The organism is Grimontia sedimenti, assembly GCF_011045095.1.
GTDB lineage: Bacteria > Pseudomonadota > Gammaproteobacteria > Enterobacterales > Vibrionaceae > Enterovibrio > Enterovibrio sedimenti.
Genome location: NZ_JAALDL010000002.1, coordinates 60,995 through 86,777, shown reverse-complemented (window position 1 = coordinate 86,777; position 25,783 = coordinate 60,995). Strand labels below are relative to the sequence as shown.

At 46.8% G+C, this 25,783-nt stretch carries 18 protein-coding genes and 1 tRNA gene; 4 read left to right on the top strand and 15 right to left on the bottom strand.

Annotated features, from left to right (window positions below):
* Nucleotides 1-114: 114 nt before the first annotated feature.
* Nucleotides 115-182: transfer RNA gene (locus G5S52_RS03255), tRNA-His, on the bottom strand.
* A gap of 294 nt (nucleotides 183-476) precedes the next feature.
* Here G5S52_RS03255 and rtcR point away from each other — a divergent pair.
* On the top strand, nucleotides 477-2,084 hold the full coding sequence (gene rtcR, locus G5S52_RS03250) for an RNA repair transcriptional activator RtcR (protein WP_306418245.1): 1,608 nt from the start codon (nucleotides 477-479) through the stop codon (nucleotides 2,082-2,084).
* A gap of 189 nt (nucleotides 2,085-2,273) precedes the next feature.
* On the opposite strand, the gene G5S52_RS03245 is transcribed toward rtcR, so the two are convergent.
* The 3 genes from G5S52_RS03245 to matP are packed head-to-tail and all read right to left on the bottom strand — an operon-like array spanning nucleotide 2,274 to nucleotide 3,445.
* Complete coding sequence (locus G5S52_RS03245) at nucleotides 2,274-2,678, bottom strand: PPC domain-containing DNA-binding protein (RefSeq protein ID WP_165011775.1); 405 nt, start codon at nucleotides 2,676-2,678, stop codon at nucleotides 2,274-2,276.
* A 17-nt stretch (nucleotides 2,679-2,695) separates the two neighbouring features.
* Nucleotides 2,696-2,986, bottom strand: coding sequence for a DUF3634 family protein (locus tag G5S52_RS03240; RefSeq protein WP_165011774.1), 291 nt, complete (start codon nucleotides 2,984-2,986; stop codon nucleotides 2,696-2,698).
* Nucleotides 2,987-2,995: 9 nt separating this feature from the next.
* Nucleotides 2,996-3,445: a macrodomain Ter protein MatP gene (matP, locus tag G5S52_RS03235; RefSeq protein ID WP_002537092.1), complete on the bottom strand. Its 450-nt coding sequence runs from the start codon at nucleotides 3,443-3,445 to the stop codon at nucleotides 2,996-2,998.
* 262 nt (nucleotides 3,446-3,707) lie between these two features.
* Between matP and G5S52_RS03230 the strand changes: the two genes are divergently transcribed.
* Entirely contained in the window at nucleotides 3,708-5,384 is a 1,677-nt protein-coding gene (locus G5S52_RS03230) for an AAA family ATPase (protein ID WP_165011773.1), read from the top strand.
* 63 nt (nucleotides 5,385-5,447) lie between these two features.
* Nucleotides 5,448-5,966, top strand: coding sequence for a bifunctional 3-hydroxydecanoyl-ACP dehydratase/trans-2-decenoyl-ACP isomerase (gene fabA / locus G5S52_RS03225; RefSeq protein WP_002537089.1), 519 nt, complete (start codon nucleotides 5,448-5,450; stop codon nucleotides 5,964-5,966).
* A 219-nt stretch (nucleotides 5,967-6,185) separates the two neighbouring features.
* Here the strand turns inward: fabA and rmf are convergent, their stop codons facing one another.
* The 10 genes from rmf to pepN all read right to left on the bottom strand — a co-directional run bounded on the left by rmf (nucleotide 6,186) and on the right by pepN (nucleotide 23,278).
* Nucleotides 6,186-6,356 (bottom strand): ribosome modulation factor, encoded by a 171-nt coding sequence (gene rmf, locus G5S52_RS03220; RefSeq protein WP_082111327.1) that lies wholly within the window; start codon nucleotides 6,354-6,356, stop codon nucleotides 6,186-6,188.
* A gap of 165 nt (nucleotides 6,357-6,521) precedes the next feature.
* A complete protein-coding gene (locus G5S52_RS03215; protein WP_165011772.1) occupies nucleotides 6,522-8,375 on the bottom strand; it encodes a DUF3466 family protein in 1,854 nt (617 codons plus the stop codon).
* Nucleotides 8,375-10,294, bottom strand: coding sequence for an ATP-binding cassette ATPase Uup (uup, locus tag G5S52_RS03210; protein WP_165011771.1), 1,920 nt, complete (start codon nucleotides 10,292-10,294; stop codon nucleotides 8,375-8,377). The genes G5S52_RS03215 and uup overlap by 1 nt, the downstream gene beginning before the upstream one ends.
* Nucleotides 10,281-10,535, bottom strand: coding sequence for a glutaredoxin family protein (locus G5S52_RS03205; protein ID WP_165011770.1), 255 nt, complete (start codon nucleotides 10,533-10,535; stop codon nucleotides 10,281-10,283). The genes uup and G5S52_RS03205 overlap by 14 nt, the downstream gene beginning before the upstream one ends.
* The gene (rlmKL, locus tag G5S52_RS03200) at nucleotides 10,535-12,667 is read right to left on the bottom strand and encodes a bifunctional 23S rRNA (guanine(2069)-N(7))-methyltransferase RlmK/23S rRNA (guanine(2445)-N(2))-methyltransferase RlmL (RefSeq protein WP_165011769.1); all 2,133 of its coding nucleotides are present in this window, start codon (nucleotides 12,665-12,667) and stop codon (nucleotides 10,535-10,537) included. The genes G5S52_RS03205 and rlmKL overlap by 1 nt, the downstream gene beginning before the upstream one ends.
* A gap of 975 nt (nucleotides 12,668-13,642) precedes the next feature.
* Entirely contained in the window at nucleotides 13,643-14,191 is a 549-nt protein-coding gene (locus tag G5S52_RS03195; protein WP_165011768.1) for a cell division protein ZapC, read from the bottom strand.
* Nucleotides 14,192-14,331: 140 nt separating this feature from the next.
* Nucleotides 14,332-15,342, bottom strand: coding sequence for a quinone-dependent dihydroorotate dehydrogenase (pyrD, locus tag G5S52_RS03190; RefSeq protein ID WP_165011767.1), 1,011 nt, complete (start codon nucleotides 15,340-15,342; stop codon nucleotides 14,332-14,334).
* A gap of 58 nt (nucleotides 15,343-15,400) precedes the next feature.
* On the bottom strand, nucleotides 15,401-20,218 hold the full coding sequence (locus tag G5S52_RS03185) for an NAD-glutamate dehydrogenase (RefSeq protein ID WP_165011766.1): 4,818 nt from the start codon (nucleotides 20,216-20,218) through the stop codon (nucleotides 15,401-15,403).
* Nucleotides 20,219-20,373: 155 nt separating this feature from the next.
* Nucleotides 20,374-20,601 carry a DUF2835 domain-containing protein gene (locus G5S52_RS03180; RefSeq protein ID WP_002537074.1) on the bottom strand — a complete coding sequence of 76 codons (228 nt, stop codon included), beginning with the start codon at nucleotides 20,599-20,601 and terminating at the stop codon, nucleotides 20,374-20,376.
* Nucleotides 20,602-20,668: 67 nt separating this feature from the next.
* Nucleotides 20,669-23,278: an aminopeptidase N gene (gene pepN, locus G5S52_RS03175; RefSeq protein ID WP_165011765.1), complete on the bottom strand. Its 2,610-nt coding sequence runs from the start codon at nucleotides 23,276-23,278 to the stop codon at nucleotides 20,669-20,671.
* Nucleotides 23,279-23,703: 425 nt separating this feature from the next.
* Here pepN and pncB point away from each other — a divergent pair, with 425 nt between their 5' ends.
* The gene (gene pncB / locus G5S52_RS03170; protein WP_165011764.1) at nucleotides 23,704-24,864 is read left to right on the top strand and encodes a nicotinate phosphoribosyltransferase; all 1,161 of its coding nucleotides are present in this window, start codon (nucleotides 23,704-23,706) and stop codon (nucleotides 24,862-24,864) included.
* Between the two features lie 56 nt (nucleotides 24,865-24,920).
* Here the strand turns inward: pncB and G5S52_RS03165 are convergent, their stop codons facing one another.
* Entirely contained in the window at nucleotides 24,921-25,586 is a 666-nt protein-coding gene (locus G5S52_RS03165) for a lipocalin family protein (protein WP_165011763.1), read from the bottom strand.
* Between the last annotated feature and the right edge of the window lie 197 nt (nucleotides 25,587-25,783).

Below are 25,783 nucleotides of genomic sequence, written 5' to 3'. Positions count from 1 at the left end.
TTGGTTGCTCCGTTCGTTTCCGTGTTTCCATTACTTTTGGCTATCTGAGTGGGAATCGAACCCACGACATACGAATTAATTTCGCCGTTCTACCAATTGAACTATCAGTTAAGGTGACTAGAGCGGGAATCGAACCCGCATACACGGAACATGTCCGCCGCTATACCGTTCAGCTATCTAGTGATTTTTAGGGAATCGAACCCTCGGCAGTTTCCTGCTCCCTCCCAGGGGAAGCGTGGTTGGTATACACATTCACAGTGTGAGGTGCACCGGGGTGGTATTCAGAACCACACGCCGCTAACCACGAACTTGTTATTCCAAGTCACGTGCCAGTTTCAAAAGAAGAGTAAGAATTAATTTCTATTTCATTGTTTTTATTGAATTAAAATATTTTCAGTCGATTATCAGTCGCCATTTCCATTGCTATATATATTCACATTTTCGATACTTATAGATATGGATATATCTTTTTGGATATGAATGCAGTGATGAAGAAAACGATTGTTGTCAGCCTTTTGGGCACACAGTTAGACAGAATTGGAAAACGGGTTGATAGATGGACGCGCTGGAGACCAAATGTCGGATTGGTTCAACAAGAGAACCTGCCTATCGACACGCTTTATTTACTGCATGACAACCATTCCAAGCGCCTTGCGAATAACGTTGCCGTTGATATCGAATCCGTCTCGCCAGACACAAGTGTTGCCTTATGCCAGATGAACTTCGCCGATCCTTGGGATTTTGAAGAGGTATACGCCAAGCTTTATGACTTTTGTGAAGCGATGGATTTCGACATCGATAATCATGATTACCTTTTCCACATCACAACGGGCACTCACGTGGCACAGATTTGTAGCTACCTGCTGACGGAGAGTCGTCACTTTCCGGGGAAGCTAATCCAGTCTGCGCCAGATCTGACCAAGGAAAATAAGACCATTGGCCGTGTGCAGATTATCGATCTGGATCTGTCCCGCTATGACCAGCTCGCCACGCGCTTTGATAATGCACGAATTGAAGACGAAACCTTTCTGAAAGGCGGCATAGAAACACGCAATGAAGCCTTCAACCGGATGATTTCGCAGATAGAAAAGGTCGCGATTCGCTCCACTGCCCCTATCCTGCTTACCGGCCCAACAGGTGCAGGGAAAAGCCAACTCGCTCAACGCATCTATCAGCTCAAAAAGCGCCGCGCCTTGCTCAAGGGGGAACTTGTCACTGTGAACTGTGCAACGCTTAAAGGCATGAATGCGATGGCGGCGCTGTTTGGACATACCAAAGGTGCTTTCACGGGCGCTTCTGCGGCGCGTGGAGGTTTTCTGCGCGCCGCCGACAAAGGGCTACTGTTTCTGGATGAAATTGGCGAGCTTGGGCTTGAGGAGCAAGCTATGTTGCTTCATGCCATCGAATACAAACGGTTTCACCCTGTTGGCAGCGACAAGGACGCACACAGCGATTTTCAGCTCATCGCTGGTACAAACCGAGATTTGAAAGCCATGGTCATAGAGGGCGTATTTCGTGAGGATTTGCTGGCGAGAATTAACTTGTGGACGTATCCACTTCCTGGGCTAAAAGACCGCAAAGAGGATATTGAGCCTAATCTGGATTATGAAGTAATGGCCTTCGCCGAGAAACATGGTGATCGCATCCGCTTCAACAAAGAAGCGCGCGACAAATTTCTCTCCTTTGCACTCTCTCATCAGGCCACCTGGAACAGTAACTTCCGTGACTTAAGCTCTGCAGTCACTCGACTAGGCACATTGGCCGATTCATCAAGGATCGCGGTTGAAGATGTAGACGAGGAAATAGCGCGTCTCTCTGGTATGTGGAGCGACTCCTCCAATGAAACTACCAGTTCATATCTTTCTCTGTTAGATGACGAAGTCAGGGAGGATTTGGATACCTTTGACGCGCACCAGCTTAACTATGTGTTGAGTGTATGTGACCGACATGATTCGATGGCGTCTGCGGGACGAGAATTGTTCAATATCAGTCGCACGAAAAAGGTTCAGTCTAACGACTCGGCGAGGCTTCAAAAGTATCTGGCAAAGTTTGGGGTTTCTTGGAAGGAATTGAAGAAAATTTGAGCAATAAACTTCTGGTAAGGTTATGAAATTAAAAAGGTAAATTCACAATAACGAATACTTACGCATAAACTATTTTATTTCCCTCGGGAAATTTTTCACTTTAGTGATAAGTCATTCAATTCAATGAATAAAAGACGTAAAACTGCGCGAATACAAAAACGGACGCTTTTTAGGCACCCGTTCTTGTGTTTAATCTTTGCTCACCACCAGCTCGGTGTAGCCAGTATCGGGATCATGCTCTCGACTGAACCCGTAACCAGCAAACTTCAGTAAACACACTTCCGCGGTGTGACTGACAATACAGCCTTCCATCATGTGCCCGCCGATCACAGCGCCCTGTTTATCCGCGACCGAGATATGTAGATGAACATGCTCTGGCGTGAGCGTGCCTGAAACAGAAAGGATTTCGAAAGGCTCGATTTTGCTCAGTGTAGATTTTCCATCCGCCACCCGAATTTTTAGTTCAGACAGACACCCCACCAGCGATGCAACACAGCCAGCTTGGATGTGGTGCATTTTGACTGCATCGAGTATGGACTGCTTGAGATCTGCGCCTCTGGTAAGACGAAATGCAATGGGTTCAACAGATGACATGGCGACTTAAACGATGGTTATTTAAATGACTTGTGTGGGAAAACGTTGCGGATACGTTGTTGCACTTTGTGGTCTATATCTTTCGATAGAACCAGCTTGGCAGGATTAAAACGGTTTCGATACACCTTGATTGTGCCGCTGAAAGGCGTTCGCTTGTTGATTTCTTCACAGTCATGAAGAAAACCATGAGGAATTTTCCCTTTCTTATTAACAAGCTGACCGTCCTTAAACTTGATAAGAATAATAGGACGGTCAACCAAAAGATAAGCGAATAAAGCGATAAAGCTGGCTGCGAGAAAGTACGCCATGCAGACTCCTTACATGTCGAGCAAACTACTCAAATCCTTCTTCAGCGCATCTACTTTCTTGTTAGCATTCTGGGAACGGTTGGCTTCACCAATCAGGTATTCAATCGTGTCCGAGAGCGTCGCATCGAGTTCCTGCGCTTTCAAAGACAATTTTTCCCAAACTCGGAAGTCCAGGTCAATCGACTTTTTACGCGTGTGTTCTTGTTCAGCATTGAAGTGACGCTTACGCTTCGCACGAATCGCCTGCTTAAGCTTGGTATCAAGCTCTGAAGACATGTGCTCGCCGATCCATTCGATCACTTTTGTCGGCTCGTGTTCGAGCGCTAACAGAGATTTTACTGCGGCTTCGACCTCGCTGGTGTCGACATAGCGTGTAACGTTCGCACCTTCTTTATGCTTTTTGACCAGATAGCTCCATTTCCATCCGGCTTCGAGGTTTTCAAGTTGTTGATATTTCATAATTCGAGTTTTATTTGGTTGAGAGCAAAATAAATGTGAAATACAGTGACAGCGTAACAGCAGTTTACTTTTTAATCAAATTAACTCTGCGTATCTCTTTGATCTTTTCTATTCATATATCAAAACTGAACCCTTTTGTATCCAGGCTCTATTCACTTCGTTTCTTTAACACCGACAACTGGTTATCTTCGCTACTTTGAAGGAGCGTATTCATTTATACTCATCGGTAATTAATACACTGAAAAAGTTGATACCCAAACGTATGCAAGAAGTTTCCTGGCAGTCCGTCGTGCCGCAGTTTTCTCATGTTGAAGCGCACATTCGTCAATACGCCGCTATCGAAGCGACCTCTCCTTGTGCATTGCAACCGAGATTAAAAAGCAGCATTGAACGTCTCGTTCATGAGCATCACTTCCCGCGTCTTCTTCTGGTGACGGCACCAGATGTTTATGACTACCTGAAATTGCTCGAGAACATGACGAAAGCGGCGCTACCGTCAGATGATATGCCTGTGGTCATCGCAGAGAATATCGATGAAGTTCAGCTGTTTGGCGCAGTGTATCCGAACAACCCAGATGTGACAACGTCACGAACGGTGAATGGTCTTCTCCATCAAGCAAATGGCGGCGTGCTTCTCATTTCTCTTGGCTGCATTCTTGCTCAACCCAACGTTTGGAGCCGGTTGAAGTCCCTGCTGTCAACGAACAAACTGGGCTGGAAAAGCGCAAAGCCTGATGTTTACTGCGAGCTACCACCACCTTCAGAAATTTCCGTCAGAGTTATCGTTGTTGGCGATCGCGCATTGATGTCTGACTTTGAAGCTGGCGAACCTGAATTACATGGTTTGGCGAGCTACACCGAATTCGAACAGGACATGTATCTGACTGAAGAGAACGTTGGTACCTACCTGTCGGTGCTAAAAGGCCATCAACAAGCTTTCGGTATCAAGCCTCTCGATCCAGAAGCCGCTCAACGTGTGATGCAGGCTGGTTCGAGATATACCGAAGATCAGGAAAGATTGCCGCTCTGCCCGCTCTGGACACAAACCTTGTTGCGTGAAGCTGACTACCAAAGTACTGGCGAGACCATTGTGGCAGCAGATGTTGAAGCTGCCATCGAAGCCAAATACTTCAGGGAGTCTTACCTGCCACTACGTGCTGTTGATGACATCCACAAAGGTCAGGTATTCATTGATACCCGTGGCGAACACATTGGTCAGGTAAACGGCCTAACAGTGATTGAAATGCCCGGGCACCCGATGGCTTACGGCGAGCCCGCGCGTATTTCCTGTGTGGTTCATTTCGGTGACGGCGATATTGCCGATGTTGAGCGTAAAGCAGAACTCGGTGGCAACATACACGCCAAAGGGATGATGATCATGCAGGCGTTCGTTAGCGCTGCGCTGGACTTAGACGAGCCGCTGCCATATTCAGCTTCTATTGTATTCGAACAGTCTTACTGCGAAGTAGACGGTGACAGTGCTTCCCTTGCTGAGCTTTGTGCGTTTGTCAGTGCCTTGTCCCAAACCCCAATTAATCAAAGCATCGCCATCACAGGTGCTGTTGACCAATTCGGCCGTGTACAGGCCGTTGGCGGCATCAACGAGAAAATCGAAGGCTTCTATCACATCTGTGAGCATAGAGGTCTGACAGGTGATCAAGGTGTTATCTTGCCGAAGACCAACCTCAACGCGCTGTGCCTGAGTAAAGAAGTCACTGAAGCTATTCGCGACGGAAACTTCCACATTTGGGCTGTAGAACACGTTGAGGAAGCTTTCCCACTGATCACGGGCTTACCATTTAGCCGTGATGAAGAAGATGGTGTTGAAACTGAGACACTTCTCGGCAAAATCGCCCAGAGAATTGATGTTTTTCATCACGGTGAGACCCGTCACACATCCTTAATAAATAAGCTTAAAAACTGGTTAAACCACAACTGATCCGAGTTGTTTGGCGTACACGTGTACGCTAATCTGCTCCTATCTTTTTGCAGGAGCAGTTTAATGCTAATGAAACGCCACTCTTATGACAGAGACGACCTCCTAGCCTCTAGCCAAGGAGAGCTTTTCGGCCCAGGTCGTCCACAACTTCCAGCACCTAACATGCTGATGATGGATCGCATTTCTAACATCACGGACGAAGGTGGTGATCACGGTAAAGGCTTTATCATTGCCGAGCTAGACATTACTCCAGACCTATGGTTCTTTGATTGCCACTTCCCTGGCGACCCAGTTATGCCTGGTTGCCTTGGCCTTGACGCGATGTGGCAACTGGTTGGCTTCTTCCTCGGATGGGTCGGTGGTGAAGGTAAAGGTCGTGCACTGGGTGTGGGCGAAGTGAAATTTACCGGTCAAATTCTGCCTACCGCAAAGAAAGTGACTTATGAAATCCAGATGAAGCGCGTTATCAACCGCAAACTGGTGATGGGTCTGGCTGATGGCCGTGTGCTGGTGGATGGCAAAGAAATCTACGTAGCGAAAGATCTGAAAGTAGGCTTGTTCCAGGACACCTCTTCTTTCTAAGTCGACATCGACACGCCAAATTCTAAACCGCCTCCGGGCGGTTTTTTGTTAATTGTGTTTTACCTCCTCTCCCTTTCCCACTAATAAGCAACGCGCTAGCCACTATCTCTCAGTAACGAAGTTTAAATAGGGTTAAGCATATATAGTTATAGTGCATTAAAGGATAAACAAAAGCCCCGTTTTCCGGGGCTCATGTATAGTTTTATGTGGGTTAAAAAGTTACTTCAGCATCGATACTTTCGTATCTCGACCTTCGCGCCAACCTCCTAGCCATTGGCTGCGCGCGTCCATGGCTTGATAGGGACATGTCTCAGAGGATCGACCGTTTACACCAGCTTGATAGCCTTTCGCTTGTGCTCGCTCTAAACGATCTCGCTTCTGTCTTTTCATATATTCGCCCTCTTATCCTAAGATGGTTGTATCTTTTCAGTGAGGTTTCATTCAAGTTGATCTTTTATGACCCTCACCAATTAAGATTCACGCATGGTTAATAAATAATCAAGCATCGAAAGGCTCATCCAACATAAATTTGTGAAGATGAGCCAGAAAGTGAAATTACTTTTTACGACGGAAAATACCGCCTAACGCCAGCAACCCGAGGCCTAGCACACCAATACCACCACCGCTACGTTCGATGGTTTTAACCTCATAAGGACGAGCAGTAATTTGAGCGGTATCGTCACGAGTCAGTTTGACCGCAACCAACTCTTCAGTGCCGTTACATAGTGCATCATGTGCAACGGATGAATAACCGCCATCACAGAAGAATGCAGATGCCGCAATATCACCCTTGTCATTGATATCAAAGGCTTCTGCGATACGGAACTGGTTATTGTTGCCCGAAGCATTTCCGTCATTGGTCAGGTCATCTAACAGCCAAGCAGATGAACTGCCAATCGTCCCACCATGTGCGTAGATGTAACCACGTTGGCGGCGAGAACGGTCACGGGCATTTTCGGTATCAACCTTACCTACCAACTCATTACTATTGTTGATCGCCGCTGCGGTACCGTTATAGCCAGAGAAGAAAAGTGCGTTTTGGGAAGCACCCAGAAGTGTTGTTGAGTTGCCGTTGTTAACGAAAATAGTTTCTGCATAAGCACCGTTATTCAAACGCGCGCTTTTCGCCACGCCGACAACCAAACCGTTGCTGTTGATGTCAGTCGCTTCTGTATAGCGATAAACAATGTCGCCGCCTTGGCGGATATCGACGCCAGGGATGAGTGACATCGTCCAACAACGTTTCGTTGCATCCGTTTCCAAATCGGTCAAACATGTTGAGAAATCAGCCACTGGGCTGAATTTCACTGCACGGCCATAAAAACGACTGTCATTGTAAGTATTAAAACCTACCAATGTTGGTGCAGAAGCACCTGACACCAAAGCCGCCGCATTGACGCTCGCCTGAGCGGTATCATCTGTATTACCTGTCGCACCGTCAGGGAAATCTGCAATAACCCGAGCTCGCTGTGGCTCGTCCGTGTAACTTGGTACCCAAATCGCTGCTTGGTTAGCAAACTGATAGTACTGACAAGCGCGATCAGTCCAATTAACTGTTGATGAGCAACTATTAAGGTTACTCAGTTCATTTGTTGCACCCTCTGGTACCTTGTTCCCGTTAGTTGGCTCCGCCATGTTACTAATAGACGCAGAACCGAACAGAATGGTGGTAGCAGTTCCATCCGGGTCTGCAATCACAAAACCATTTGCGTTTGTCTGACCTATGGTGTCAATAACATCGGTCGAGTCTTTAGGCGGCAACAACTCGTCGGCGCCGTTGAAGCCTCTGCTTTTAAATGCACGTACATAGTTTGAACCCAGCTTGTAAAATGGGCTACTGGATGCACCAATAGCATCATCGCCATTTATCGCATTGATAACCACATTAGATGAATTCGCTTGGACTGGAGCATTTGGTTCCGTTCCCCACACGCCACTATCAAAAGGATCAACTCGGTTACCGCTTAGCTCGGCGATGCTGTTGCTCGTGAAACCATTCGTCCAAGCATCAATTTCCTTCTTTAACCCACCAAGGCAGTTTTGTTCGCTGTCTTCTTCTTTACAGACAGTGCCGCTGGCTTGAACGCCATACCATCTCTCGTCTGCCCACTCTTCACAGGTGTTATAACCGAGGTAGTCGCGACAATAGCGGTAAAGATCATCCTGACTATTGATGAAGTGTTCGACATCCACCATGTAAGGCAGTTCTTCTGAATAATTCAGACCAACCGGGCCACTTAACCCTTCTACAGCTACCTTCGAAGAATCAGAAGAAATAGCGGTTGCCTGAGAGGAATTGCTTGAAGGCGAGTCCAATAGTTGAACTTGGTAATAAGCAGCATTTGCTACCGCAGGGATACCTGCTATCGCAAGCGCGATAGCAGATAGTTTGAATTTGTTGAATTGCATTACGATTCCTTTTGCATCTCTTCGAGTTCTTCCCATCGTTCAAAGGCGGTTTCCAACTCAGCTTCTGCTTCGCTTAAACGCTGCAGAACAGGCTGTGTCTCTTCCGTGCTTTTCTGGAAGAACGCAGGATCGTTTACCGATTCCTGTATTTGCGCGATTTCATTCTCTAGGTTTTCAATAAGCTGTGGAAGTGCTTCAAGCTCTCTTTGCAACTTGTAAGACAGTTTTTTGCCCGGCTTATTGTTATTTGCCTGTTTTTTAGGCGCTTCTTCCTTTGGAGTTTCCTTCGCTTTCGGTTTTTCTGACTCGATGGTCTTGAGATAGTTCTCACGTTGCTGCATCGCATCGTGATAGCCACCAACAAATTTCCGGATGACACCATCGCCTTCAAAAATCCAGCTATGGGTAACGGTATTGTCGACGAATTGGCGATCGTGGCTCACCAACAGTAACGTACCCTGATAATTGGCAAGCAATTCTTCCAAAAGTTCCAGAGTTTCGATGTCCAAATCGTTGGTTGGTTCATCGAGGACCAAAAGGTTGCAGGGTTTTAGGAAAATTCGCGCCAGCAGAAGCCTGTTTTTCTCGCCACCTGACAGTGCTTTTACGGGCGTACGAGCACGGCGTGGGTGGAACAAGAAGTCTTGTAGATAACCGAGCACATGTCGCTTACGGCCCCCTACTTCTACTTCCATTTTCCCTTCTGCCAGATTGTCGATAACCGTCTTTTCCGGATCCAGCTTTTCGCGGTATTGGTCAAAGTAAGCGACTTCCAACTTGGTACCGACGTGGAACTTACCTGAATCTGGAGCGATTTTTTCCAGCATTAACTTCAACAGCGTACTTTTACCGCAGCCATTGGGGCCGATCAGCGCGATACGATCTCCACGCATCACATTAAAACTGAAATCACCGATGATCTTTTTACCATCCCAGTGATAGTCGATGTCACTCGCTTCAAACACAATCTTGCCCGAGCGCACAGCTTCATCCAGCTGGATGTTTGCGTTGCCCTGCACTTCTACACGCTCTGCACGCTCGCGACGAAGCTGTTTCAGTGCCCGTACACGACCTTCATTGCGGGTACGGCGTGCTTTGATGCCCTGACGAATCCAGGTTTCTTCCTGTGCCAGTTTCTTATCAAATTCGGCATTCTGCTCAGCTTCGACGCGTAGCATCTCTTCTTTGCCTTCTAGGTACTTCTCGTAGTCGCCCGGCCAAGAAGTCAGTTGGCCACGGTCTAAATCGACAATACGGGTTGCCATAGATCGAATAAATGCACGATCGTGTGAGATGAAGACTATGGCACCTTTGAAATCTTTCAGGAAGTTTTCCAGCCAGATGATGGTCGCCACATCCAAGTGGTTGGTTGGCTCATCAAGCAGCAGAACGTCTGGATCACACACCAGCGCACGAGCCAGCGCCGCTTTGCGCTGCCAGCCACCAGAGAGCTCAGACAGCTTTTTAGTGCCATCCAGTTTCAACGCGCCTAGTACCGTGGTCAGTTGGTTTTCAAAACGCCACGCACCGGAATGTTCCAGTTGCTCTTGAACACGTGCCAAGCGATTAATGTTCTTCTCGCTTGGGTCATGCTCAATTAAGCCCAGAAGGTCGTGATACTCTTTGAGTTGCGCACCAACCTCTGCCAACCCTTCAGCGACATAATCAACAACACTTCCCTCAGCATCACGCGGAGGATCTTGCTCTAGGCGGGAAACCTTCAGATCTTGTTGGCGGTTAATGCTGCCGTCGTCGAGTTGAACGGTGCCATGAATCACCTTCATTAAGGTCGATTTACCTGCGCCATTACGGCCAACCAAACAAACCCGCTCACCCTGCTGCAGGACAAACTCTGCGTGATCCAGCAACGGGTTATCACCATAAGCCAGTTGCGCGTTAGTGATGTTAATCAATGCCATGTTTTACTAACCAAGTGTTTAAAGCTGAAGAATCGAATGGCCAGCCCAGTTCATCGTCGACTGAGCCGTCATTATTTTGGAGAGAAAGCACCGGAATAGTGACGCCGTAACGCTCAAACAAAGCGTCATCAAACGCTATGTCTACAACGCGCAAGGCAGCGGTTTTACCCGCTGCCTGAAATAGCGCCAATGCCTCTTCACATAAGTGACACCCTTCCGTGCTGTAGAGGATTAAGGCCATTAACCTTCCTTGTGTGTGATAATCCAACAGTTATGAATCTGTTTGTTACGCTCAAAATCCATCGGGATTGAGCGGTTTGTGATGTTCTGAGCTTGTAAGCCTATCTCTGCCAGCGCTTCAACATCCATTTTGAAGTTACGCTTGTTGTTAGAGAAGACGATTTCACCGCCTTCACGCAGCAGACGCTTAAGCTCAGTCATCAGTTTGATGTGATCACGTTGGACATCAAACGTATCGAGCATGCGCTTAGAGTTCGAGAAAGTCGGCGGATCGATAAAAATCAGATCATATTGGCCTTTTGCTAACGACAGCCACTTCAGGCAGTCTGCTTGCTCAAACATGTGCTGACGACCCACTTTGCCGTTAAGCTTCATGTTACGCTCAGCCCAGGCAAGATAAGTCTTAGACATATCTACCGTAGTTGTCGATCTGGCGCCGCCTACCGCCGCGTGAACGGTCGCTGTGCCGGTGTAAGCAAACAGGTTGAGGAAATCTTTGCCTTTCGCTTTTTCACCCAGCATCTTGCGTGTATAGCGGTGATCCAGAAACAGGCCTGTATCCAGGTAATCGTAGAGATTCACCTCTAACGTCACACCGTATTCGTGAACTTTCATAAAGCGCTTGGCTTCACCTAACTTCTCGTACTGGTTGGTGCCCTTTTGCTTCTCTCGGGTTTTCAACACCACGTTATTGGCATTGACGCCCGTCACAGCGATGGTGGCGCGAACCATGTCCAGCAGACGACGGCGTGCCTTCTCTTCTGGGACGGTTTTAGGTGGTGCATATTCCTGAATAACAATGTTGTCGCTGTAACGGTCAATTGCCGCGTTATATTCAGGCAGGTCTGAATCGTATAGACGGTAACATTCAACACCTTGTTGCTTAGCCCATTTTTCCAACTTCTTGATATTTTTGCGAAGACGGTTGGTGAATTCAGGCGCCACATCAGCGACCGGCGCAGGTTCACCTTGTGACGTTGTCACCTCACCACGTGCTGTAATGTGATAAGTTTTCATCACACAATCAAGCGCGCCATTACGAAGCTTGTAAGTACTGTCCGCACGCATGCGCAAGCAGCTCAGCAACTCGTCAGAACCCGAGTAGATGGATGCTATAGAGCCTTTAAATTGGCTCTTCAACTGAACGCCAAGCTGAGTGTATAGCGCGATAAGACCTGGCGTAGTGCCCAGACGCTCACCGTATGGAGGGTTACAGATGATGTTGCCCTCTTCGAAACCTTCTGGACGCGTCAGTTCCGCTGCATCACCTAACTCAAACTGAATTAGGTCTGCTACGCCAGCACGGCGGGCGTTTGCTTTGGCCGTTTCCAGCACGCGACGGTCGTTATCGAAGCCGAAGAATTTACTTTCGCACTTCGCAGGGCCTTTCTTCGACTTGAAAGTCACTTCCGCATGTACTTCCATCCACTCTTCACGATTGAATGATTTCAGTGCTTCAAAGCCCCAACGCTTGCGTTTCAGGCCTGGCGCCACTTCTGCGGCCATCATCGCCGCTTCGATCAGCAAGGTACCGGAACCACACATTGGGTCCAGCAAAGGCTTGTCAAACGTCCAACCACTTTTCATGACCAATGCCGCAGCATTGGTTTCACGAAGCGGTGCAGCACCAGATTCTGTGCGATAGCCGCGTTGGTGCAAGCCAGAACCCACCATGTCGATGCCCAGTAGGCCTTGCTCTTTAGAGAGACGCATGTGAATACGTAGGTCTGGCTGCTCACGATCGATGCTAGGGCGATCCAAGTCCGCCTTGACGAAGCGGTCTACAATCGCGTCTTTCACTTTCAGCGCACCATACTGGCTGTTTCGGATTTCACGGTTTGTACCATTGAAATCAACAGCAATACGCTTTCTCTCGCTGAAATATTGTGGCCAGTTAATGGCAGATGCGCCCAGATACAGGTCCATGTCGTCACGAACTGCGAATTCACCCAAAACAAGAATGAAGCGTGACGCCGTGCGGCTCCATAAACAGCACGTGTAGAGAGTTTTTTCATCCGCGCGGAAGCGAACACCGGCGCTTACCGCTTTCACACTGTTGGCACCCAGTTTTTGTAGTTCTTCTGCTAGCAGATTTTCTAAACCGCGGGAGGTAATTGCTAAATATTGATTCATGGAAATGGATTCTGAGGAATGTTGCGCGCGATTATAAACGAATTCAGACGCCAACGCTCTATCAAGGGTGATATATCTCACTATTTTCCTTGATATACGGATGCTCCTATTTTGCCGAGACCCTAGCTTTTGTGCATGACATAACCATGCCTAATCAACCCTCGAAAAAAAGCGCTTTGCAAAAAGTCGGTTGCTCGTAATCCCACGCTCACTTTTCCGCCATCCATCACTTATCCACAGACCATTTTTCGTTTCCCAGGAGAAACACGCTTAATCCGCTTAGAATACCGCTATCTTTTAGCGACAACTTCTCATTTTATTCACCGCTCTTCGAACATTAAGTAAGCACACACTTATGCACAAAGACATATTAAATCTGAAGTTAATATTCTCAACTTGATCAGATTAGTTCCCATCAGGAAACGCAAATCATGCTTATATTTGGTATATACCAGAGTGAGTTTTTGGATGTATTGACTCCTATAAAGGGGGAAGTAATGGCATTAATGTTTACCAAATTGAGCAAATTTTGGCTTGAATGAAGAAGAGATAGAGAGCAAAAATACAGCAGATAGTTTCATTTAATGTGACATTCATCACTATTAATATCCAGTGCATCTCCCCGATTATCAGCTGAATCGACGAAATGTCGGACTAAGTCTGTCGGATTATCTATCAGTGAATATTGAGAATGTACCGAAGATTTTTATCACTCAGCGGGTGAAACCTGAGCCTCAATCTTCGGCAAGATTGATGAAGGATTTCCGTCTCGTAAAGTCTTTTTACAGAACATAAAGGCACACGCTATCGAAGCGGTATTGTCCTTATTCATGCCATCAGGTTGTATATATGAGGGATACAGGGCGAGTATGTGTGTCTGGCAAGGTTGCGCTGAGCGCTCGGTTTTGCGTTTGGGAGTATGAGGATCTTGAGTCAAACAATGGAAAGAAAATGGGGCTGATAGAAGCCGCTCTATCAGCCCACTAACGCATAATGACCACTGCCGTTATCGTATTGCTGTTGGTATGTAGATAACCGGTCATTCATTACTTTTATAGCTTCGCAAAACCGCATATTTTTAGTGTCGTTCAGCATAAGCGGATTCTCACTGGCATGCATGCACAAGGACGCTGAGCCTGCATTTTCAATTACCAGGAATGCTTCGCTGCCGTGATCGGTTTTCAGTTCAATAATGGAACCTAGTTCTGGAGAGAGGTCCCCTTCCTGAGCCTGAAAAAACCAGCTTTTAGGTAGAAGCGGTTTATGGAAGCGTTTTGCTGCCACTGCGTTCAAAACGATTTCGGCCTTTCTAGGGCCGGATAAAGGTAAGACGCTTACTGCATCTGAGTAAGCTTGAAAGAGTGATGCGTCATCGACTGAAAATGGGGTATCGACAAACGCATCGGGGATGAGGTGTTTCTTTTCAATAGCAACACGGAAAACCATCTCCTGACCCAAATCCAGCATCAGCGTTTGAGCTTCGGAATCGAAGTACCACTTCCACGCATTATTTGGCTTCAACATCGTTTTCGCTCCTGCGACAACCTGAGATTCGGTCCGTGACCATTGAAATTAAAGGTGCTTTCGGAGAAGTTTAATCGGCGGGAGAGAAAAAAAAGGGGAAACAAATTCCCCTTCTCGTTCTAATTTCTTAATTTTCCGGCTTAAATATTTCGAACTATATCTTTTACCAGACGTGGGCCGTGGTAGATGAAACCAGAGTAAACCTGAACAAGTTCCGCACCTGCCATCATTTTCTCTTTTGCTGCCATCACTGAGTCGATACCACCTACGCCGATGATGGGTAGTTTGCCATTCAGTTCCTGGTTCAAACGACGAATCACTTCCGTGCTCTTGTTCTGAACAGGGCGGCCACTCAACCCACCCGCTTCATGTGCATGCGGCATGCCTTCCACCAGCGAACGATCAAGAGTGGTGTTAGTTGCAATCACACCATCAATACCATGGCGCACTAAAGAGTCTGCCACCTGAACCAATTCGTCTTCGGTCATGTCAGGTGCAATCTTCAATGCGAGAGGGACATACTTGCCCTTCTCTTCTGCCAGTTTGTTCTGACGTTCTTTCAATGAAGAAAGCAGATCGTCCAATGCTTCACCGTATTGCAGTGAACGCAATCCAGGAGTATTCGGCGAAGAAATATTAACCGCGATATACCCTGCATGGTCATAAACTTTGTCCATACAGATCAGATAATCGTCTTTACCATTTTCCAACGGCGTATCTTTGTTCTTGCCGATGTTAATGCCGATGATTCCTTCATACTTGGCATTATTCACATTCTCCACCAGCGCATCGACACCATGGTTGTTGAAACCCATACGGTTGATGATGCCTTCTGCCGGAAGCACGCGGAACAAACGAGGCTTGTCGTTACCATCTTGAGGACGTGGTGTTACTGTCCCTACTTCTACGAAGCCAAAACCCATTGCGCCAAACGCATCAATGCATTCGCCGTTCTTATCAAGACCAGCCGCAAGGCCAACTGGGTTTTTGAAATGCAGTCCCATCACTTGAACAGGACGAGGAGGAAGATGCTGACGATAAAAGATATCGAGAGGAGTGCCGGTGAAGCGCGAAAGATTCTTGATAGCCAGATCATGCGCATGTTCTGGATCCAACTGGAAGATTGCCGATCTGGCGAGGCGGTACATCATGTAACCTCCAAAAAAAAGCCCCGTATAAACGGGGCTGTATTATTAACGCTTTATCGACTTAATTCAAATTTAAAAGCGTAAGTTCCCGCAATGCAACGGAGAATTTAGCAAATTCGTGGGCGGAACCGACTTTAAACTCGGCAACAATGCTTTCCCAACGACCTAAACTCACGGCATGCTCTACCATCCACGCTTCTAAACCAAGCTCTGCGCTCTCGCCTTTCTTCATTCCTTCCAGAATATGGGCAGTCAACATGCGTTGTTGCCAATCCAGATCTTCTCGGAATGATGCACGAGCCAGTGCTTGCCAGTGGTTTTCCACTGGTTGGTTTGTGATCTGCTTGAGGAACCAGTGCAGCGACAGCGTGTCACCCAGCACAAAGTAAAGACGGGCAACCACATCGAACGGTTTCTTCATTTGGTCTGAAACCTGCGCCAGATCCAAACCTGCGTACAGACTTGTCAAACGGGCAACCTTATTCGAGATGTCTTTTGGCACACCCTGAATAATGTATTCTTCCGCTTGTTCTTCATGCTCTTTGATTTCCGCAGGTACCAGGTATTTCTCAAGGTTATCCGCCAGGTTCTTAACTGCCGGTTTGTAGAACGCCACTTGTTCTTCAAGCCCCTTACCTTTCATCGGATTACGGAGAATCCAACGTGTGGTTCGGCGCATCATTCGTCTACAGCGATACATCACTGCATACTGAACCTGCGCGGGTAACTTGTTATCCAGTGCGCGTACATCTTCAAACGTCTGACCAAAATCAAATACTTCACGGGCAATCGCGTAAGCCGCCGCAATATCACCGACGCTTGCGCCAGTTTCATCTTGCATACGGGTAACAAAGTTAAAGCCCATGTCATTCGACATTTGGTTTGCAAGGCTGGTTGCGATAATTTCGCCACGTAGGGGGTGCGTTTCCATCGCATCGCGATAGTTACGTTGTAACTCTTGTGGGAAGTATGCCGGCAGTAGCTTACCGAAATGCGGGTCTTGGGTGATTTGCTCAACCACCAACTGCTCTTTCAGCACCATCTTGCCATAAGCCACCAGCACTGCGATTTCTGGTCGGGTCAAACCTTGACCACGTAGTTGGCGTTCAGCCAGTGTTTCATCATCTGGCAGATATTCCAGCGCGCGATCCAGTTTTCCGTCTTTTTCCAGGTAGTGGATAAAGCGGATTTGCTCTTTCAACAGAGAAGCCTGTTGCTCAGAGGTCACAGAGATTGACTCACTCTGGCAATAAGCGTCATCAAGTACGATGTCAGAGACTTCATCTTCCATACGCTCGAGCAGCTCATTGCGCTGTTTGTATGTCAAATCCCCTGCTGCCACCAGACCATTCAACAAGATCTTGATGTTCACTTCGTTATCTGAACAATCCACACCACCGACGTTATCGATAAAGTCAGTGTTAACACGGCCACCGTTCATTGCGTATTCAACACGGCCGAGTTGCGTCATACCCAAGTTACCACCTTCACCGATGATACGTGCACCCATTTCGTTGCCGTTAACACGTACTGCGTCGTTCGCGCGGTCACCTACGTCAGTGTGGCTTTCGGACTCTGATTTCACATAAGTACCGATACCGCCGTTCCAGAACAGATCCACTTTCGTTTTCAGGATCTGCTTGATCAACTCATTCGGTGTCATGGTTTGCTTGCGCACACCCAACATCTTCTGGATTTCCGGCGTCAGCTCGATGGATTTCGCTTTACGCGAGAACACGCCACCACCCTTCGAAATCAGCTTAGGATTGTAATCTTCCCAACTTGAACGTGGCAGCTTGAACAGGCGATCACGCTCAACCCAGGATTTCGCTGAATCTGGGTTTGGATCAATGAAGATATGCAGATGGTTAAAAGCGGACAGCAGTCGAATGTGCTTAGACAGCAACATACCGTTACCGAATACGTCACCCGCCATGTCACCAACAGCCACACAAGTAAAATCAGTCTCCTGACAATCGATACCGATTTCGCGGAAGTGACGTTTCACCGATTCCCAGCCACCTTTCGCCGTGATACCCATAGCTTTGTGGTCGTAACCGTTTGAACCACCTGATGCGAATGCATCACCCAGCCAGAAGTTGTACTGGTCGGACACAGAGTTCGCGAGATCAGAGAAGGTCGCTGTCCCTTTATCGGCCGCAACAACCAAGTATGGGTCATCTTCATCATGGCGAACAACGTTAAGTGGTGGCGTCAAATCACCTTCAACAATATTGTCAGTGATATCCAACAAACCTTGGATAAAGATTCGGTAACAACGCTGACCTTCTGCAAAGATCTCGTCACGGCCGCTTAGCGAATGTTGCTTCTTACAAACGAAGCCACCTTTCGCACCCACAGGCACAATCACAGTATTCTTAACCTGTTGCGCTTTCACCAAGCCCAAGACCTCTGTACGAAAATCTTCCTGACGGTCAGACCAACGCAGACCACCACGGGCGACTTTACCGCCACGAAGGTGAACACCCTCGATATCTGGCGAGTAAACAAAGATTTCGAAGAAAGGTACAGGTTTAGGAATTTCAGGAATATTGCCCGGCTGCAGTTTCAAAGACAGGTAATCTTTACACTCGCCTGTTTCTTTGTCTTTCTGATAGAAGTTCGTACGAAGCGTCGCCAGAATCATTTCCATGTAACGTCGGATGATACGATCATCATCCAAGCTTTCGACTTGCTCCAGCTCTTCTTCGATCTTCTGGATGATCAGTTTCTGATCTTTATCGCTGTTCTTCTTCGGATTAAATCGCTTACTGAAGAGTTGAACCAAAAGCTGAGCGAGATCTGCGTGTGAAGCCAGCGTTTCTTCGATATATGACTGACTAAATGGGAACGCGACCTGACGCATGTAACGCGCATAAGAACGCAGAATTGTGACTTCGCGACCACTTAAGCCTGCATTCAGTACCAAGCGGTTGAAACCATCGTTCTCTAGCTTGCCGTGCCAAATACCTGCGAAGGCATCTTGGAAACGCTCACGCGCGTCGGATAATACAAAGCCATTTCTCACGCTATGCAGCATCGAGAAATCTAGTATCCAATAAACATCGCCAGAGGTCGTCTCGACTTTGTACGGCGCTTCACCAATCACGCGAAGACCAAGGTTTTCGAGCATTGGCATTACGTCTGAAAGGTGAATAGCTTCATCTTTCTGGAACAGCTTCAAACGAACTGCACGCGAGTCTTTAGGCTCTTCTTGAGGGCGATAGAAAAGCATATCCAGCTTTTTCTCTTCGCTCAGTCCTTCAAGGCGCTCAATATCCGCAACCGCTGAACCCGGCAGCATCGCCTCTTTATAGGAACGAGGGAATGCACCGAGGTAACGTTTGGCAACTGGTGTACCTAGGTTCTCACCAAAGGTCGTGATCACCGCTTCTTGCAGACGATCATCCCAGGTTGATGCTGCTTCAGTCAGGTTCTGTTCCAATTTCTTCACGTCAATGTCAAAGTTGTTGTTATCTACACGGACAATGTAGTGGGTTCTCGCCAACGGACTTTCTGAGAAGAAAGTGTTGAACTCAACGTCCTGATCCGAGCCAAAGTAGTTGCCCAGAATGCGTTGAGTTGCACGGCGGAATTCCGTGTTGTATCGCTCACGCGAAACGTAAACCATGCAGGAGAAGAAACGGCCGAATGGGTCACGGCGCACAAAGATTCTCAGCATGTCACGGTCTTGAACCTGAACAATGCCCATACCAATATCGAGCATTTCTGCTTCACTGGCCTGGAACAGTTCATCACGTGGGAAGTTTTCAATGATATTCGCCAGCGCTTTCCACGAATGCGATCCTTCGTAGTAGCCACTGATCTCGAGGATCCGGTGAACTTTGTTTTTCAACACTGGAATGTTGGTGGTTGACTGGTTGTATGCCGACGATGCATAGAGACCATGGAATCGATGCTCACCGATAACATTGCCTTTCTTGTCGAAGCACTTGATACCAATGTAATCCATGTAAGCTGGACGGTGAACGCGCGATTTGCTGCTGGCTTTATTGATAACCAACAAGTCTTTGCGAAGTGCAGTTGCACGCGCAGATTCCGGCATTTCAGACAACTTCAGACCAGGACGTTTTGGATCCAGCTTTTTCGCCAAACCCAAACCCTCTAGCGATGAGGCTTTCAGTTCGTGGTCACCTTCTATAGCGTTAAGCTCGTAGTACTTGTAAGCCATAAAGGTAAAGTTGTGGGATGCAATCCACTGCAGGAAATCCACCGCTTCTTGTTGAAGGTCTTTGCCGACCGGCGGTTTGTCTTTCTTGAGCGATTCAATCACTGATTTGATCTTGGTTTGCATTGGCTGCCAATCATTAACAATCAATGCAACGTCCGTGAGGGTTTCCGTCAACTCTTCCTCCAGAGCAGACATCTCCTTCTTCGAACTCATTCGGTCAATTTCTAGGTGGAAGACAGTTTGCCTTACCCCTTTGTCGTCTCCGATTGCTTTAACACTACCCTTTGCGTCTTTCTCAACTGACAGTGGTCCGTTCAACATCAGGTGTGATGCAATGTCCAGACGGTTGAGCGCCATACGGACAGAGTCAACGAGAAACGGAGCATCTGGGGTGAGAATTTCGACGATGGTATGGGTGGACTGCCATCCGTCTCCACTCAGTGTAGGGTTAAAGACTTTAACAAAAACTTTGTCTTGTTCGAAAGCGTTCAAATGATGCCACAGGCTGATAACAGCACCGTAGAGGTCGGATTCATTCCTTTCCTGCAAATCATCATCTGAGATGGGACCCAAAATCCTTTTTGCCAAAGTTTCTACAAGCGGTTGCTGTGTCTTGTCCAGTTTTTCAGCAATAAGATGATAAACCTTCTCAAGTAACACCGGCACAATAGGGTCACGCGCGGTCATGGTTTACTCCATATATTTTTTATGTGATCGCTATGAGTATAGAGGTTAATTAGTCTTTGCGACTCATGGAGTAGTTTACGGCGTCATTTATAATTTCGTTACATCAATTTTCGTTAATTAGATTCGAGTTTTTAGTTATGTGATTGCCGTACGGTTTAACCAATTTGTTCAAGAGATTTAAAACGGTTGTTTTCGTCAACTGTTAAGCGAAATCGCCCTTTTACACCCAGTTGACTCAAATACGGACGTAGTCTTGATGCAGGCAGTTGCAGTGTTAAACCATTGTCGGTTCTGACAACTACTGTTGACGCAGCACCGCTATAATGCTGCTGAAAAATGTGGTAATCGATGTCCACAGAAAATAAATAGACACTTGAGTTCATAAAAAAGCCGTCTCCTTTTAGACGGCTTTTAAATTACCTAATCGATATTAATTAGCAAGCGTACGGTTTAAGCTTCCAGCGCTTTGTTGATTTTCTCGTAAAGATCTTTCGCGAGATTATCTAGCTCAGCCAAACGCTCGAGTTGTGCGCGCATTAAATTCTGGCGTTCTTTATCGAAACGCTTAAATTTGAGCAATGGATCTATTAAACGCGATGCAACTTGTGGGTTCGATTCGTTCAGTTTAAGCAATATTTCCGTTAAAAACGCATAACCCGAGCCATCTTTCGCATGGAAATGCACAGGGTTAGCATTGCAGAAAGATCCGACCAGTGAGCGCGTACGGTTCGGGTTCTTCAAGCTAAATGCTGGGTGGCTCATTTGCGCCTTGAGATTTTCGAGTGCGTTCGCCGCAGGATTACAACCTTGCAGTACAAACCACTTGTCCATAACCAAGCCATCATGTTGCCACTTATCACTGAAGGACTGCATCAGGGCATCGCGGTTTGACAGTTCAGCATGGTTGGCTGCCGCCAAAGCTGCTGCAGTGTCGGTCATGTTATTGGATTCTTCATAATGCGCCGTCACCAAAGCCTGGCCCTGCTCGTTAGAAGCCAGATAGCTTAAGCAAACATTACGCAATGAACGCTTTCCGATTGCTGCATGGTCAATGGTGTATTGGTCTTGCTTCAATGTGTGATAAATCGCACTGAACTCATCAGCCAGGTCTATCGCGAGACGATGCTTGATTTCACCTCGTACTTTATTGATGGCATCAACGTCAACAACATCGAACCAACCGCCAATTTCATTTTCACTCGGCAGCGTGAGTACTTCTGCAATCAACGCCGCATCCAAGTCTTTGTTCAGCAAGACACCACGGAACGCATCAACCACTTCGCTCGGTAGTTCCACACCCTCGCCTCGCTGGACTCGTGCAACATTTGCTTTGATGTGTTTCGCCAACAACATCTGGCCTGCATCCCAACGCGCAAATTCGTTACGGGCGTGTACCATCAGGAATGCCAGTTCTTCGTCTGAATACTCGTAGTTAAGTTTTACTGGTGCAGAGAATTCACGCAGCATTGAAATCACTGGTTTCTCAGTGATGCTATCAAACACGAAGGTTTGCTCTGCTTCAGTAACACTCAGTACATGATGTACTTTTTCACCGTTACACTGTAACTCAATAACATCACCGTTCGCATCATACAGCTCAATATCAAATGGGATCAGCAGCGGCTGTTTCTCTTTTTGATCTGCGGTGGCTGGAGTATGTTGTTTTACAGTGAGCGATAATGTCTGAGTCGTTTCATCGTATTCATCGGTCACATCAAGTGTCGGCGTGCCAGATTGGCTGTACCACAAACGGAATTGGCCGAGGTCAACACCGGAAGCATCTTCCATGGCTTTCACGAAATCTTCGCAAGTCGCTGCTGTTCCATCATGGCGCTCGAAGTAAAGCTTGATGCCCTTTTGGAATTTCGCTTCACCAAGCAATGTATGCATCATACGAATCACTTCGCTTCCCTTTTCGTAAACGGTCAGGGTGTAGAAGTTATTCATTTCGATCACTTTGTCAGGACGGATCGGATGTGCCATTGGGCTGCAGTCTTCAGCAAACTGAGGGCCACGCATCACACGGACATTGCTGATGCGGTTTACTGCTCGAGAACCCAGGTCGGAAGAAAATTCCTGATCACGGAAAACAGTCAGCCCTTCTTTTAGGCTCAACTGGAACCAATCGCGACAGGTCACACGGTTACCCGTCCAATTGTGGAAATACTCGTGACCGATAACGGCTTCAATGCCTAGGTAGTCTGTGTCAGTTGCGGTATCAGAATTTGCCAGTACGTATTTAGAGTTAAAGACGTTAAGACCTTTGTTTTCCATCGCACCCATATTGAAGAAATCGACAGCGACGATCATGTAGATATCAAGGTCGTATTCAAGGTCGAAACGATCTTCATCCCACTTCATGGAGTTTTTCAAAGAGGTCATCGCGTGGGTAGCGCGGTCTAAATTGCCTTTGTCGACAAAAATTTCAAGCGCCACATTACGACCGCTACGAGTCGTAAAGGTATCTTCCAGCAAATCGAAATCACCGCCGACCAAAGCAAACAGGTAACTTGGTTTCGCATATGGGTCTTCCCATTGCACCCAGTGGCGGCCACCTTCTGCTTCGCCTGAGCCAACTTTGTTACCGTTGCTCAATAGGAATGGGAATGCTGATTTATCCGCAGTAATTTTAGTGGTGAATTTCGCCAGAACATCCGGACGATCCAGATAGTAAGTAATACGGCGGAAACCTTCTGCTTCACACTGTGTGCAGTAAGCACCGTCAGAAAGGTAAAGCCCTTCCAGTGATGTGTTTGCGGCAGGATCAATTTCAGTTTCGATCAGCAAATCAAATTCTGCCGGCAGATTGGAAAGCAATAATCCTTCTTTGCTTTCCTGATATTGGCTCCAGGATTCTCCGTTCACTTCAACACGCTTGAGCGACAGTCCTTCACCATCCAACATCATAGAATCTGAGCCAGCAACCTGCTGCACCACTTTGCTCTTCGCAATCACACGGGTAGAAGATTCGTGTAAGTCAAAATCCAGATCGATATGGGTGATCGTATATTCAGGAGCTTTATAGTCTTTGCGATATTTGGCCTGAGGTTGTTGCGTCATGTCAGATTCCTTTTATTGCATAACGTAGACAGACGAGCCGTGTCGCCTGTTATAGAAATGGGACAATCGTCTAAGATACTCGCTTCATAACCGCTTTACCACACACTCATCGGTTAAAAACGAATCAAACTCGCTCTCATTTACTCAATTTATAGAAGGAGATCCTACTCTAAACATTAAAAAGATTGATGGCATTCTCTGTTAGTGAGGAAATACCTCAATCTCAGTAAGGGCTTCCCATTTGAATACATCTATACCCAAACCGACGATTTCATGCACAATAACGGTCGAAATCCCCTATTCAGGTTGACTAAATAGCTACATTTGACGTTAAATTTCCTCCTTTGGACTCGATTTACATCGATGTAAATCTTGAGGTCAGTAAACGTTCAGACAAAACCCGACCCAGAGGTTATTTATCAGGCATGCTTACGCCAATCATTTCGTCATTACTAGACACGGATGCCTACAAACTGAATATGCAGCAAGCGATTTTCCACCACTATCAAGATGTGGTGGTTTCTGCTGAGTTTCATTGCCGAAGCGATGAAAGCCTTGTTGCGCTTAAAGAACGTTTAGAGTTTGAAATCCACGCTTTGGCAGATTTAAAATTTGCTGAAGATGAAATCACTTATCTCGCCAGTCTTGGGCATTACCAAGCTGACTATCTTGATTTCCTTAGCTCGTTTTCATTAAAAGCCAACCAAGTCACCGTTACTATTTTAGACGACCAACTTGCGATTCGTATTGATGGTTCCTGGCTGGACGTCATCCTATGGGAAGTACCTTTACTTGCGATTATTTGCGAGTTACGGTGTCACGCAAGATATTCAAGTTCAACACCTATTGATGCCGTTGAACTATTGAAGGAAAAACTTGTTGCTTTAGAAAAAATCAGTGACGATTTCCATTTTGTCGATTTCGGCACGCGTCGCCGTTTTTCAAAGGAAGTTCATCACGCGATTGTTGATCATCTCACCCTCCACTGCCCGCACTTCTCAGGAACTTCAAATCTGTTTCTGGCTAAAAAGTACGGTATTCCGGCGGTCGGTACTCAGGCACATGAGTGGTTTCAAGCACACCAACAGCTGACGGGTGATCTTGCGGATTCCCAACAACTGGCATTAAATCGCTGGTTACAAGAGTATCCAGATCGTTTAGGCATTGCCCTCACCGATTGCATTAACATGGATGCTTTTCTGAATGACTTTAACCAGCACCTCAGCCAGAAGTTTGCAGGTTTGCGCCATGATAGCGGCGATCCTATTGAGTGGGGCGAAAAAGCCATTCGTCACTATGAAAGTCTTGGTATCAATCCTTTGGAAAAAACACTGATTTTCTCTGATGGACTGACACTGGAAAAAGCCTTGGCTATTCACGCTCACTTCACAGGACGCATCAACACCTCTTTCGGTATTGGCACTCAACTAACCTGCCATTTACCGAATGTGGAAACGCTCAACATCGTGATCAAACTCGTGACTTGTAATGGTAAGCCAGTGGCGAAGATTTCTGATGAGCCCGGAAAATCTATCTGCCGGGACGACTCATATTTGGATGCACTAAGAAAAGCGTTCAATATCTAAACAAAAAGAACAAAGGGCGCATCAGCGCCCTTTGTTCTTTTTGCAGCATTGTTTTATTAAGGTGTTTGCTGTCGTTTCAATACTGCTTCCATACCAAATTGATTATTGGTGAGCGTGAGCGTGTCTGCATCCAGTTCAAACTGCGAGTCTTGTTGACCGCCACGATAGATCAGTACTAGACGATCATCTTCCAAAATGTACACACCACGATGTGTAATAGACTGCCCTTCAGTACCTGAAACTCTGACAGAGAAAAGAAAATCAGGACGAAGCATCAGAGCCAGCTCCGACACGCCCTCATCAACATCATGCCCTTGGATGACGTCGCTGTACCAAGCACCAGAAAGATTGTTTGGCAAAATTTTGGTAAATCTTGCACCGCGCAGCATTAACTGGTTATGGTTAAGTTTGTATTCATGATGTTGGGCTTCACCCTGATCGTCATTCAAAACCAGTGTGGATTCATCCAAATCGTAGTAGCCGTTAGCCTCTTCGACTGTACCATCACGTTTTAATAGTTTTACGTTGAACCGATAGTCAGAGTTAAAGGAGATGTTAATGGCTTTGTATTGATTGTCTTCGCCTTCAGCTTCTTGCTGATCAGGGCTAAACCAATACCAATCACCGAGGAGCAATGGGAAATCGAATTGGGTCAAATCTGATGCCTTTGCAGGCACAGACAGGCAGAAGAACACGCTAAACAGGCATAACCACTTCTTCATAAGATTCCCCCTATTAGGATGGCTGTCTTAATAACTTTAGACGCATATCACTTTTTGAGTGGGGAAAATTAACGCAATACAGAACATAACTTATTGATATTTTCGTATATACCTAGGCCTGTTGGTCTACATAGTCATCGCTACCGCCTTCTTCTCTGCCTTTCACGCATTCATATGAATTTGAAACCCAGAGGCAA